The following is a 13,535-nucleotide window of genomic DNA, read 5'->3' as shown; positions in this document are numbered from 1 at the left end:
TGCCAAGACCTGTCTTCCCGTTGTTAAAGGTGTGCGTGTGATGCTTTCGTTCAGATTATCTGCTGTGTCACTGTGCGCGCTGGGCGCCGCAGTCGCCCTCTCGGGCTGTAACAGCACGCCTGTGGACAACACCGTGGGCTGGAGCCCCAACAAGATATACACCGAGGCGAAGGACGAGCGCGACGCGGGCAACTTCGACAAGGCCGTGACGCTGTACGAGAAGCTCGAAGGCCGTGCCGCAGGCACCCCTCTGGCCCAGCAGGCCCAGCTCGACAAGGCCTACACCCACTACAAGGCCGGCGAACAGGCCCAGGCCCTGGCCGTGCTGGACCGCTTCCTGCGTCTGCATCCGGCCAGCCCCGCCCTGGATTACGCGTACTACCTCAAGGGTCTGGTCAACTTCAACGACAACCTGGGGCTGTTCGGCTCCCTCGCGCGGCAGGACTTGTCCGAGCGTGACCAGAAGGCGGCCAAGGAGTCGTTCGAATCGTTCCGCGAGGTGGTGAGCCGGTACCCGGATTCGCGCTACACGCCCGATGCCCGCACCCGCATGACCTACATCGTCAATTCGCTGGCGCAGTACGAAGTGCACGTGGCGCGTTATTACTACCAGCGGGGCGCTTATCTGGCCGCGATCAACCGCGCCCAGACCGCGTTGACCGATTACACCGACGCGCCAGCGCTCGAAGAGGCCTTGTTCATTCTGGTGCGCTCCTACGACGCGCTGGGCATGGCGCAGCTGCGCGACGACGCGCGCCGCGTGATGGAGAACAGCTACCCGAAGAGCGAGTACCTCTCGCGCGGTTTCAAGAGCGCGAGTGACCCGTGGTGGAAAGTCTGGTGAACGCCAGTTCGTCCAGATTCACCATCAGTTCCTCTTCGTCCACCAGCCGCCGCATCGGCGGCAAAGCGCCCAGCAGGCGCTGACCATACGAGCGGGTCAACAGGCGGCGGTCCCCGATCACCAGCACTCCGCGATCGCTTTCCGAGCGGATTAACCGCCCGGCCCCCTGCTTGAGCGCCAGCGCCGCCTGCGGCAGGTAGCAGGCGCTGAACGCGCTCTCACCGTGGCGTTCGAGCTGGCGGGCCCGGGCTTCGATCAGGGGATCGTCGGGCGGAGGAAATGGCAGCTTGTCGATCACCAACAGCTGCAATACATCACCCGCAAGGTCGACCCCCTCCCAAAACGAAGCCGAGGCCACCAGCACCGCGCCCTGCGGCGAGGCTGCGGCAGCGCGGAACCGGGCCAACAAGGCCCGCTTGGACCCATGCCCCTGGGCCAGCACCTGCATCGGTTCGCAACACCCTTCGGACACCAGGGCCTGGAGTTGCGCTGCCATGCGGCTGGTCGCCCGCAGCGTGGTGGTGAGCACGAGCGTGCGGCCACCCAGGCGCGATGCCCAGCGCGCCACCGCACGCGCCAACTCGAGGGTGTGATCCGGGTCGGCGGGCTCGGGAAGGTCGTGTGGAACGTACAAGGCCGCCTGCGCCATGTGATCGAACGGACTCGGTACGAGCAGCGTGCGCAGATCCGCCCGGGCCTGCAGCCCCAGCGGGCCGGTGAACGTATCCAGCGTCTCGTCGCTGCCCAGGGTGGCCGAGGTGAACACCCAGCTGCGTCCATCCTGCCGGTCGCCCATGAGTTGTCGAAAGTGGGCCGATGCATCAAGCGGCGCACAGACCAGCTTCCACGCAGCGCCTGTGCCCCAGTCCACCCAGCGCACCAGTGCACCATCGGCATCGGATGCGCGGGACGCCGTCAGGCGAACCCAGTCGGTCCGCAGAGCCTGCGCCCGCTCGCACAGACGCTGCAGGTCGGCCGAGGCGCCGGCGGTCGCTTCGAGCGCTTCGATGGCGGTCAACAAAGCCGTGGTCACACCGGCCACGCCACGCGCCCAGTGCACCGCATCCACTCCTTCAGGGGTCCTGAGCGGCCAGCGGCTGCGTGAAGCCCCGTGGTCCGACGGACGCTGGAACGCCCGGGCCGCCTGCTCCAGACCCAGCGCCAGATGGCTCCACGGCCGCTGGCCCCGCGCCCAACGCGGCCCCTGGCTGGACAGATCGCGCGCGAGGTCCAGCACCTGGCCAGACCCCAACGCAAGACCCGAAAAACCGATCCCGGTCTGATTGAGTTGATGGGCTTCGTCAAACACCACCACCCCGGCCCTCGGCAAGAGCTCGGCCACGCCGGACTCCCGGACCTGCTGGTCGGCAAAGAAAAGGTGGTGGTTGATCACCACCCAGTCGGCCTGGAGCGCTTCGCGCCGGGCCCGGTTGACGTGGCAGTCGGCATGGCGCGGGCAGGCCCCTCCCAGGCAATTTTCGCGGGTCGAACTGATCAGCGGCCACAGTGGCGAACGTTCGTCGAGCCCGGGTAACTCTGCCAGATCCCCACTGCGGGATGCCATCGCCCAGCGCTGCACATGCTCCAGACCGGCGCTGAGCGCGGGGTCGTACCGCATGGAGGGCGCCGGAGCGGTACGTGCCTGCTCCAGGCGATGGACACACACATAGCTGGAACGGCCCTTGAGCAAGGCGACCCGCACGGGAAGCCCCAGCGCGCGGCTCACGGCGGGGATGTCACGCCCGAAAAGCTGGTCCTGAAGTGCCTGGGTGGCGGTGGACAACAAGGCATGGCGACCGCTGAGCAACAGCGGCACCAGGTAGGCAAAGGTCTTACCCACACCGGTGCCCGCCTCCACCGCCAGGGCCGAGCCCGATTCCACCGCCTGGGCCACAGCGAGGGCCATGTCCAGCTGCCCCTGGCGCGGCTGCAATTCGGCCTGCCCGGCAAAGGCGCGCACCACAGCGGTCTCAAGTGGGGTCAATCCAGCTCCGTCCAGAACATCACACCACGCGCGGTGGAATACAAGCAACACCCGCCATCGCACGACGTGTGCGCAGGAGACCAGGGCTCAGGTTTTGATGATAGGCTCTCGCCGTGTAGGCATTCATGGTTACCATTGATACGTCTGCTGACCCCCTCCGCCCCACTGTTTCGTCGTCCGACCCCCACACATGTCCAAAGGCTACCGCATACACGCATCGACCGGGATTCACCGCGGCGACCGCGACTACCAGCAGGATCAGGTGTGCCTGCTGCACCACCAGCGCCAAAGCGGCTGCCTGCTGGCGGTGGTGGCAGACGGCATGGGCGGGCGCAGCGGCGGGCGCAAGGCCTCCGATCAGGTGATGCTGACCGCTCGCCAGCTGTTCGAGCGCTACGACCCGGACACCGACGATGCGTCCGCCATGCTGCGTCAGATCGTGGAAGAGTCGCATCTGGTGATCAAGCTCACGGCGGTATCGGCCGAACAGGAACCCCACAGCACCATTGCGGCCTTCCTGATCAACCCGGCGGGCGATAGCCACTGGATACACGCCGGCGACTCGCGCATCTACCACTTCCGCAACGGCAAGATGGTGTTCCGCACCATGGACCACTCCTACGTTCAGACCCTGGTCAACCAGGGCGAAATCAGCGAAGAGGAAGCGCTGGACCACCCGCACTCCAACATCCTGATGGGCTGCCTGGGCACCGAAAACGACCCGCCGGTGGACATCCACGTCGTGCAGCACCTGAGCCCGGGGGATGCGCTGATGGCCTGCAGCGACGGTGTCTGGCACTACTTCACCCCGGAAGAGCTCTCCAGCACCATTGCCATGCTGTCGCCGCGCGAGGCCTGCGAATTCCTGATCCAGAAGGCGCGCTCACGCGCCAAGGGCATGGGCGACAACCTGTCGATCGCCATCGTCAAGATGGACCCACTGTCCTGAAAGCTGCTCGGGCGGCCCGGCAGCCTTTTCAGGTCAGGCCGGTGTCCACCAGCCGATGCTCCAGCGCCAGAAACTCCGCCGACTGCATTTCGGTCAGCCGCGACACCGTGCGTGGAAACTCGTGCGACATCGGGCCCTCGGTGTAGAGCTGCTCAGGCGGCACCGCGGCCGACATCACCAGCTTGACGCGCCGGTCGTACAGCACATCCACCAACCAGGTGAAACGCCGCGCTTCCGAGGCCTGGCGCACCGACATCTGCGGCACGTTGGACAACAGGACCGTGTGGTACTGCGATGCGATCTCCAGGTAGTCGTTCTGCGACCGCGGGCCGCCACACAGGGTGCGGAAATCGAACCAGATCACGCCACCGGCACGCCGCAGGGCCTGGATCTGGCGCGCCTCGATCTGCATCACCGGGTCCTGGTCACCCATCTCCGCCAGTTGATCAAAGGTCTGCGCCATCGCGGCATCGGCCTGCGGCCCCAGCGGGCAGTGGTAGAGCTGAATGTGGGTCAGCGTGCGTTGACGGTAATCGGTGCCGTTGTCCACGTTGAGGACTTCCAGCTTCTCCTTGAGCAACTTGATGGCGGGCAGGATGCGGTCGCGGTGCAGGCCGTCCGGGTACAGGCCGTCGGGATGGAAGTTGGAGGTGGTGACGAAGCCCACGCCGGCCTTGAACAGCGCGTCCAGCAGGCGGTGCAGGATCATGGCGTCGGTCACGTCCGCCACGTGAAATTCGTCGAAACAGATCAGCTTGTAGCGCTTGGCAATGCGTGCGCCGAGCTCGTCCAAGGGGTTGACCGTGCCCTGCAGGTCGCGCAGCTCGCGGTGCACCTCGCGCATGAACTCGTGGAAATGCAACCGCGTCTTGCGACGCAGCGGCACCGCGTTGTAGAAGCAGTCCATCAGGAAGCTCTTGCCCCGCCCCACCCCGCCGAACATGTAGACCCCGCGCGGGACCTTCGGGTTGACGAACATCTTCTTCAGCGCGTTGGAGCGGCGCTGCTTGTACGTTGCCCACTCGGACGCACACCGCTCCAGCGCGTCGATGGCACGCTGCTGGGCGGGGTCGGTGGTGTAGCCGCGCTCCTTGAGCGCGGCCTCGTAGGTGCTGCGGACCGACAAGGGCGAACCCGGATCAGAAGTTCAGCGTGCGCTTGTCAACGGCCAGGGCCGCTTCCTTGGTCGCTTCCGACAGCGAGGGGTGGGCGTGGCAGATGCGGGCAATGTCTTCCGCGCTGGCCTTGAACTCCATGGCAACCACGGCCTCGGCAATCAGCTCGGAAGCCATCGGGCCCACGATGTGCACGCCGAGGATTTCGTCCGTCGTTGCGTCGGCCAGGAACTTGACCATGCCGGTCGTGTCACCGAGCGCGCGGGCGCGGCCGTTGGCCAGGAACGGGAATGTGCCCGCCTTGTAGGCCACGCCATCGGCCTTGAGCTGCTGCTCGGTGCGGCCCACCCAGGCGATCTCGGGGCTGGTGTAGATGACCCAGGGGATGGTGTTGAAGTTGACATGCCCGTGCTGGCCGGCCATGCGCTCTGCCACGGCCACGCCCTCTTCTTCCGCCTTGTGCGCCAGCATGGGGCCACGCACCACGTCGCCCACCGCCCAGACGCCCGGCAGATTGGTCCTGCACTCGGCGTCCACCACGATCGCGCCACGCTCGTCCAGCGCCAGACCCACAGCCTCGGCGTTCAGGCCAATGGTGTTGGGCACGCGGCCAATGGAGACGATGAGTTTGTCGGCGTCCAGCGTCTGGGCCTCGCCCTTCGCATTGGTGTAGGCCACGCTCACGCCCTTCTTGCCGGTCTTGATCTCGCCGACGGTCACGCCGAGTTCGATCTTCAGGCCCTGCTTGTCGAAGGCCTTCTTGGCTTCCTTGGCGATCTGCTCGTCCACGGCGCCCAAGAAGGTCGGCAGACCTTCAAGGATGGTCACGTCGGCGCCCAGGCGGCGCCAGACCGAGCCCATTTCCAGGCCAATCACGCCGGAGCCGATCAGCGCCAGTTTCTTGGGCACGGCGCCGATGCGCAGCGCGCCGTCGTTGGACAGCACGTTCTCCTCGTCGAACGGCGTGCCGGGCAGCGCGCGGGCGTTGGAACCCGTGGCCACGATGACCTGCTTGCCCACCAGCGTCTCGGGCTTGTCGCCCGACACCTGGACTTCGTAGCCGCCGTCAGCGGCCTTCACGAACGAACCGCGGCCGTGGAAGAACGTGACCTTGTTCTTCTTGAAGAGGTAGAGGATGCCGTCGTTGTTCTGCTTCACGACGGTGTCCTTGCGGCCCACCATCTTGGCCACGTCCATCGTCACCTTGCCGGTGCTGATGCCGTGGTCGGCGAAGTGGTGGTTGGCGTGCTCGAAATGCTCGCTGGATTGCAGCAGCGCCTTGGACGGAATGCAACCGACGTTGGTGCAGGTGCCGCCCGGGGCCGGGCCGCCAGCGGCGTTTTTCCACTCGTCGATACACGCGACCTTGAAGCCCAGCTGGGCTGCGCGGATGGCGGCGATGTAGCCGCCAGGACCGGCACCGATCACGACGACGTCAAATGCTTGAGACATGTTCTTTTCCAGAAATGAGGTTGGACAAACGCCCCCGAAGGGGCGTCTGCAATTTCACTGTTCGATCAGATGTCGAAGAGGAGACGTGCTGGGTCTTCCAGCGCTTCCTTCATCGCCACCAGGCCCAGCACGGCTTCGCGGCCGTCGATGATGCGGTGGTCGTAGGACATGGCGAAGTAGTTCATCGGGCGCACCACCACCTGACCGTTCTCCACCATGGCACGTTCCTTGGTGGCGTGCACGCCCAGGATGGCCGACTGGGGCGGGTTGATGATGGGGGTGGACATCATCGAACCGAAGGTGCCACCGTTGGAGATGGAGAACGTGCCACCGGTCATGTCGTCGATGCCCAGCTTGCCGTCCTTGGCCTTCTGACCAAATTCGGCGATCTTCTTCTCGATCTCGGCGAAGCTCATCTGGTCGGCGTTGCGCAGGATGGGCACCACCAGACCACGCGGCGAGCCGACGGCGATACCGATGTCGAAGTAGCCGTGGTAGACGATGTCATTGCCATCCACCGAGGCATTGAGGATCGGGAACTTCTTGAGGGCGTGCACCGCGGCCTTGACGAAGAAGCTCATGAAACCCAGCTTGACGCCGTGTTCCTTCTCGAAACGCTCCTGCATGCGCTTGCGCATCTCCATGACCGGAGCCATGTTGATTTCGTTGAAGGTGGTCAGGATGGCGTTGGTCGATTGGGACTGCAGCAGACGCTCGGCCACGCGGGCGCGCAGACGGGTCATGGGCACGCGCTCTTCGGGGCGGTCGCCCAGGTCGGGGGCGACCATGGCCACCTGCGGTAGCACCTTGGTGGGCGCGCCCGTTGGGATGGCCGCCGGTGCGGCCACGGCAGCCTTGGGTGCCGCAGCGCCAGACGCCACAGCGGCCAGCACGTCGCCCTTGGTCACTCGGCCATCTTTGCCACTGCCCGCCACCGAGCTGGCGGCCAGGTTGTTGTCGGCCAGCAGCTTGGCGGCAGCGGGCATGGCCACGCCGGCCTTGGACTGCGATGCAGCGGCCGCGGGAGCGGCGACCGCAGGTGCGGCGGCCACAGCGGCCGGCGCAGGCGCGGCAGCGGGGGCAGCAGCGCCGGCCACGGCAGCGGTGTCGATGCGCGCGATGAGCTGATCGGCCGCCACGGTGGCGCCGTCGCCCTGCAGGATTTCCACCAACACGCCAGCGGCGGGCGCGGGACACTCCAGCACCACCTTGTCGGTTTCGATCTCGATCAGGATCTCATCGACCGCGACGGCTTCGCCGGCTTTTTTCTTCCACTGCAGCAGGGTGGCCTCGGCCACCGACTCGGAGAGCTGCGGAACTTTGACTTCTACGATTGCCATGTGTCTTCTACCTTGATTTTTTGCGTGGGACGTGGAAGGCGCGGCGCGCGTGCCCCACAAGGGCCGGCGCGCGGCACACCAGCGTCATACCCGGGTTATTTGCTGAGGATGTAGCCCTTGAGCTTGCCAAAAGCGGCGTCGATCAGGGTCTTCTGCTGCTCCTGGTGCAGGTGCGCATACCCCACGGCCGGCGAGGCCGAAGCGGCCCGCCCGGCGTAGCCGAGCTTCTGCCCATCGAGCATGTTCTCGTGGATGTAGTGCTGCACGAAGAACCAGGCCCCCTGGTTCTGCGGCTCATCCTGGCACCACACGATCTCGGTGGCGTTGGGGTACTTCTTGATCTCGGCGCCAAACACCTTGTGCGGGAACGGGTAGAGCTGCTCGACACGCAGAATGGCCACGTCGTCCGAGCCGCGCTCTTCGCGCTTCTTGACAAGGTCGTAGTACACCTTGCCCGAGCAGCAGATGATGCGTTTGACCTTCTCGGCCTTCTTCGTCACATCGGCGCTCTGTTCCGGAATGACGGTCTGGAAGCTGCCTTTGGTGAATTCGGACAAGGGCGAGGTGGCGTCCTTGTTGCGCAGCAGCGACTTGGGCGTGAAGATGATCAACGGCTTGCGCAGACTGCGAATCATCTGGCGGCGCAGCACATGGAAGATCTGGCTGGCCGTGGTGGGCTGCACGATCTGCATGTTGGTGTCGGCCGCCATCTGCATGAAGCGCTCCAGGCGCGCCGAGCTGTGCTCAGGCCCCTGGCCTTCGTAGCCGTGCGGCAGCATGAGCGTGATGCCATTGACGCGGCCCCACTTGACCTCACCGGAGGCGATGAACTGGTCAATCACCACCTGGGCACCGTTGGCGAAATCACCAAACTGGGCTTCCCAGATCACCAGGGTGTTGGGATCGTTGGAGGCGTAGCCATATTCGTAGCCCAGCACCGCCTCTTCGGACAGGATGGAGTCGATGACCACGAACGGCGCCTGGTTGTCGGCCACGTTCTGCAACGGGGTGTAGGTGCCGGTGTCCCACTTTTCACGGTTCTGGTCGTGGATCACGGCGTGGCGGTGCGTGAAGGTGCCACGGCCACAGTCTTCGCCCGACAGACGCACCGGGTAGCCACTGGCCACCAGGGAGGCGAACGCCATGTGCTCGCCCATGCCCCAGTCCACCGGAATGTCTCCACGGCCCATGGCCGCGCGGTCCGCATACACCTTCTTCACCAGCTGGTGCGGGGTCACGGTATCGGGAATGTTCGTCAGGCGATCGGACAGGCGCTTCCACTCGGCCATGGGAATGGCGGTGTCGCAGCTGTCGGTCCACTTCTTGCCCAGGAACGGGCTCCAATCCACCGCGTACTTGCTCTTGAAGTTCGTGAGCACCGGGTCCACCGTGTGGCGGCCGGCGTCGAGCGCCGCGCGGTAGGCCTTGGCCATGTCGTCGCCCAGCGACTCGCCCAGGCCTTGGGCGGCCAGCTTGTCGGCGTAGAGCTTGCGGGTACCGGGGTGGGCACTGATCTTCTTGTACATCAGCGGCTGGGTCAGGCTCGGCGTGTCCTGCTCGTTGTGGCCCAGCTTGCGGAAGCAGATGATGTCCACGACCACGTCCTTGCGGAAGGTCATGCGGTATTCCAGCGCGAGTTGCATGCACAGCACCACGGCTTCGGGATCGTCACCGTTGACGTGCAGCACAGGCGCCTCGACACCCTTGACGATGTCGGTGCAATACAGCGTGGAGCGCAGGTCGCGCGGGTCGGAGGTGGTGAAACCGATCTGGTTGTTGATGATCAGGTGCACCGTACCGCCCGTGGTGTAGCCACGGGTGGCGGCCAATGCCAGGGTTTCCTGGTTCACGCCCTGGCCGGCGAAGGCGGCGTCGCCGTGCACCAGCACCGGCAGGACCTGCTTGCCCTGGGGGTCACCACGGCGGTCCATGCGGGCACGCACCGAACCTTCCACCACCGGGTTCACGATCTCCAGGTGTGAGGGGTTGAAAGCCAGCGACAGGTGAACCGGGCCGCCAGGGGTGGTCACGTCCGAGCTGAAACCCTGGTGGTACTTCACGTCACCGGCGGGCAGCTCTTCGGGGGCGGTGTGGTCGAATTCGGCGAACAGGTCCTTGGGCATCTTGCCCAGGGTGTTCACCAGCACGTTCAGGCGACCGCGGTGGGCCATGCCGATCACGATCTCCTGCACGCCCTGCGCGCCGGCCTGCTGAATCAGCTCGTCCATGGCGGCAATGAAGCTCTCACCACCTTCGAGCGAGAAGCGCTTCTGGCCCACGTACTTGGTGTGCAGGAAGCGCTCCAGGCCTTCGGCCGCGGTCAGGCGATCGAGGATGTGTTTTTTCTTCTCGGCATTGAAAGACGGCTTGCTGCGGATCGTCTCCAGCTTCTCCTGCCACCAGCGCTTCTGCGTCTGGTCGCTGATGTACATGTATTCAGCGCCCACGCTGGCGCAATAGGTTTCGCGCAAGGCATTGAGCAAATCCCGCAAGGACATGACTTCCTTGCCGAAGAACGTATTGCTGGTGTTGAACACGGTCTCGAAATCGGCGTCGGAGAAGCCGTAGAACGAGGGGTCGAGTTCGGGAATGCGGTCGCGCTCGGTGCGCTTGAGCGGGTCCAGATCGGCCCAACGGGAGCCGACGTTGCGGTAAGCCGCGATCAGTTGCTGGACGGCGACGCGCTTGCGGCCCAGGTCGGAGTCGGCGCCAGCGGCCACGACGACCTTGGTGCCCCCTTGTTTGGCGCGCTCTGCAAAGGCATTGATGACGGGCAGGTGCGGCACATCGCGGGCATCGGTGCCATCGACGGCGGGCACGTGCTGCAATGCGTCGAAGTAACTGCGCCAGTTGTCCGGCACGCTACCCGGGTTGTCCAGGTAGTTCTCATACATCTCTTCCACATACGGCGCATTGCCGCCGAAAAGGTACGAGTTGCTTTTGTAGGCAACATAGACGTTGCCCCCGTTCGCTTGGGTATCGCTCATAAATCCGCTGACCTCCGTTTCCCTTGAGGAAACATTAGCTGGTTAAAAAAAACCTTCCGCGACACGGCTGGACCGTTTGGCGGATGCGACAGTGACTGTGGAAGGACCTGACTGCAGCCCGCGATTGTGCCACTTTGGTCAAGACCCAGGGGAAAAGATGCGATCGCCCGCGCGTCTGCGGGTGAAATGGGCATGCGGGTGTTGCGTCGTCGCGATGCAACGGACGCCTGTCAGCGGTTCAACGAGTGTGGGATCGCAGCCTTTCAAGCACAACCCAAAGAGACCGCAAACACGTGCTCAGGACGCCACACGGGGTGAGAGTCGTTCGGACGCCGGAACCGAACTGGGTTCATCCATTTCTATGGCGATCTGTGTGCAGACCGTGCGGCACAGCGTGACGGCCTTTTCGCTTTGCACACGGTAGATCACCTGCGTGCCGTCCTTGCGCTTGGCCAGCACCCCCGCCCGGTACAGCAGGTTCAGATGCTGTGAAAGATTGGGCTGGGTGGTGTCGATCTCCTGCAGCAACTGCGACACGGATTTTTCCTTGTCGCACAGCGCACTCAGGATGCGCAGCCGCATCGGCGTGGCCAGCACGCCAAACAGCTCGGCCGCGAGCTCGAAGACCCGGACCTTTTCCACATTGGCATCGGATTCGATCATTTGTTCCATGGCAGACCACACTTTTGTCAATATAAGCATGGATCATACTTACAAAGCCCGCCGACAACCAAGTGGTTTTGTCGGGCATTGACCCGGGCCACCGCCCGCGTGTCACGGCCCGACCCAGGCTCAAGCCAGCAAATCTTTGATCTGCTGCAGCGCTGCCGGATCATCCATGGTGGTGAGATCGCCCGGGTCGCGCCCTTCACACACGGCCTGGATGGCGCGACGCAGCAGCTTGCCGCTGCGCGTCTTGGGCAGGATCGACACAAACCGGACCCGGGCGGGGCGCGCCACGGCCCCGAGCTGTTCATCCACCAGCTTCATGACCTCGCCTTCGAGTTTGAGCCGCGCCGCATCGTCGGTGAGCAAGGAGGCGTCTTTCACCACAGCGAACGCCATCGCGACCTGGCCTTTGAGCTGGTCGGCCACGCCGACCACGGCCACCTCGGCGATGCGCGGGTGGCTGGAAATGCTCTCCTCGATCTCGCGCGTGCCCAGACGATGGCCCGCCACGTTGATCACGTCGTCGGTGCGACCCAGGATGAAGTAATAGCCGTCGGCGTCGCGGATGCCCCAGTCAAAGGTGCTGTACACCATCTTGCCCGGTACGCTGGACCAGTAGGTCTTGACGAAGCGCTCATCATCACCCCAGATGGTCTGCATGCAGCCGGGCGGCAGCGGGCCCTCCACCGCCACGACCCCTTTCTGGTTGCTGCCTTTGAGCTCCTCGCCGCTCTGGTCATCGAGCAGCTTGACGTCGTAGCCATAGACAGCCTTGCCCGGCGAGCCGAACTTGCTCGGCGCCGGCTCCACGCCATTGCAGATTGCCAGAATCGGCCAGCCGGTCTCGGTCTGCCAATAGTTGTCCACAATGGGTTTGCCCAGTTCGCCCGAAATCCATTGGGCCGTGGGCTCGTCCAGCGGCTCGCCGGCGAGGAACAGCGCCTTGAGGCTGGAGATGTCGTATTTTTTGATGAAAGACGAGTCGTATTTCTTGAGCACACGCACAGCGGTCGGCGCACTGAACATCACGCTGACCTTGTACTTCTCGACCAGGCTCCACCAGATGCCGGCATCGGGCCGGATCGGCAAGCCCTCGTACATGATGGTCGCCATGCCACCGATCAGCGGGCCGTAGATGATGTAGCTGTGGCCCACCACCCAGCCGATGTCGCTGGTGGAGAAATAGGTCTCGCCCGGTTCGCCCATGTAGATGTGCTTCATGGAAGCGGCCAGCGCCACGGCATAGCCGCCGGTGTCGCGCTGCACGCCCTTGGGCTTGCCGGTGGTACCGCTGGTGTAGAGGGTGTAGCTGGGGTGCGTGGCATCCACCCATTCGCAAGGCACCACCGTGTCCATGTGTTTTGCCCGCTCGGCAGCGTAGTCCACATCGCGCCCTTCGACAGCATCAAATGCAGCCAGACCGCGGTCGACCATCACCACCTTTTGCGGCTTGTGGGCCGAGAGCCTGATGGCTTCGTCGAGTAGCGGCTTGTACTCCACCACTTTGCCGCCGCGCGAGCCGGCATCGGCACTGACGATGACCACCGGTGAGGCATCTTCGATGCGACTGGCCAGCGAATGGCTGGCAAAGCCACCAAACACCACCGAATGGATGGCACCCACGCGCGCGCAAGCCAGCATGGCAAACGCGGCCTGGGGAATCATGGGCATGTAGATCAGGACACGATCACCCTTCTTGACCCCCTGCGCCTGCAGGATGGCCGCCATGCGCTGAACCTCTGCGTGCAACTCGCGAAAGTTGTAGGTCTTTTCGGTGTCGGTTTCGGTGGACACAAAGATCAGCGCATTCTGATCGGCGCGGTCCTTCAGATGGCGATCCACCGCGTTGTGGCACAGGTTGGTCAACCCCCCCTCGAACCAACGGGCAAACGGCGGGTTGTCGTAGTTGCAGACCCGGTCAAAGGGCTTGTGCCAGTCCACCAACTGGGCCTGCTCGGCCCAGAACGCATCGCGTTCTTCAATGGAGCGGCGGTGAAATTCGGTGTAGCCCAGTGGATTGCTCATGAGAATCTCCTGCGTGGTGGTTTTGTAAGTGAGACAGCCGAGACCGACCACTCGGCACAGACCGAGTGGTCGAAATTGAATTCATAATTATGAATCTTAGACTTGCGGGAGTCTGACATTTGTCCACCAGGACCACAAGCCACGCCCTCTCTGCGCTGTGTCGGGGCCAA

9 protein-coding genes are annotated in these 13,535 nt (G+C 64.3%); 2 read left to right on the top strand and 7 right to left on the bottom strand.

What is annotated here, in order from left to right:
- Positions 1–40: 40 nt before the first annotated feature.
- The gene (locus tag HTA01S_RS07670; RefSeq protein ID WP_068168805.1) at positions 41–844 is read left to right on the top strand and encodes an outer membrane protein assembly factor BamD; all 804 of its coding nucleotides are present in this window, start codon (positions 41–43) and stop codon (positions 842–844) included.
- Here the strand turns inward: HTA01S_RS07670 and HTA01S_RS07665 are convergent.
- Complete coding sequence (locus HTA01S_RS07665; protein ID WP_068168804.1) at positions 807–2,828, bottom strand: ATP-dependent DNA helicase; 2,022 nt, start codon at positions 2,826–2,828, stop codon at positions 807–809. The two genes, HTA01S_RS07670 and HTA01S_RS07665, sit on opposite strands and share 38 nt — an antisense overlap.
- A 190-nt stretch (positions 2,829–3,018) precedes the next feature.
- Between HTA01S_RS07665 and HTA01S_RS07660 the strand changes: the two genes are divergently transcribed.
- Positions 3,019–3,777, top strand: a complete 759-nt coding sequence (locus HTA01S_RS07660) for a PP2C family protein-serine/threonine phosphatase (RefSeq protein ID WP_068168800.1) — start codon at positions 3,019–3,021, stop codon at positions 3,775–3,777.
- A gap of 28 nt (positions 3,778–3,805) precedes the next feature.
- Here HTA01S_RS07660 and zapE read toward each other — a convergent pair whose 3' ends face one another.
- The 6 genes from zapE to HTA01S_RS07630 form a co-directional block, all read right to left on the bottom strand.
- Positions 3,806–4,903 carry a cell division protein ZapE gene (gene zapE / locus HTA01S_RS07655; protein ID WP_068168798.1) on the bottom strand — a complete coding sequence of 366 codons (1,098 nt, stop codon included), beginning with the start codon at positions 4,901–4,903 and terminating at the stop codon, positions 3,806–3,808.
- A gap of 13 nt (positions 4,904–4,916) precedes the next feature.
- Entirely contained in the window at positions 4,917–6,344 is a 1,428-nt protein-coding gene (lpdA, locus tag HTA01S_RS07650; RefSeq protein WP_068168795.1) for a dihydrolipoyl dehydrogenase, read from the bottom strand.
- A gap of 65 nt (positions 6,345–6,409) precedes the next feature.
- Positions 6,410–7,684 carry a 2-oxoglutarate dehydrogenase complex dihydrolipoyllysine-residue succinyltransferase gene (gene odhB, locus HTA01S_RS07645; protein ID WP_068168792.1) on the bottom strand — a complete coding sequence of 425 codons (1,275 nt, stop codon included), beginning with the start codon at positions 7,682–7,684 and terminating at the stop codon, positions 6,410–6,412.
- 95 nt (positions 7,685–7,779) lie between these two features.
- Positions 7,780–10,671 (bottom strand): 2-oxoglutarate dehydrogenase E1 component, encoded by a 2,892-nt coding sequence (locus HTA01S_RS07640; protein ID WP_068168789.1) that lies wholly within the window; start codon positions 10,669–10,671, stop codon positions 7,780–7,782.
- Positions 10,672–10,968: 297 nt separating this feature from the next.
- Positions 10,969–11,343, bottom strand: a complete 375-nt coding sequence (locus tag HTA01S_RS07635) for an ArsR/SmtB family transcription factor (RefSeq protein WP_068168788.1) — start codon at positions 11,341–11,343, stop codon at positions 10,969–10,971.
- Positions 11,344–11,463: 120 nt separating this feature from the next.
- Positions 11,464–13,365, bottom strand: coding sequence for a propionate--CoA ligase (locus HTA01S_RS07630; RefSeq protein WP_068168785.1), 1,902 nt, complete (start codon positions 13,363–13,365; stop codon positions 11,464–11,466).
- Positions 13,366–13,535 lie beyond the last annotated feature (170 nt).

This window comes from Hydrogenophaga taeniospiralis CCUG 15921 (genome assembly GCF_001592305.1).
In the GTDB taxonomy this organism is placed as follows: domain Bacteria; phylum Pseudomonadota; class Gammaproteobacteria; order Burkholderiales; family Burkholderiaceae_C; genus Hydrogenophaga; species Hydrogenophaga taeniospiralis.
Note: the sequence above shows the minus strand (reverse complement) of the source record. Positions and strands in the feature narration are given on the sequence as shown.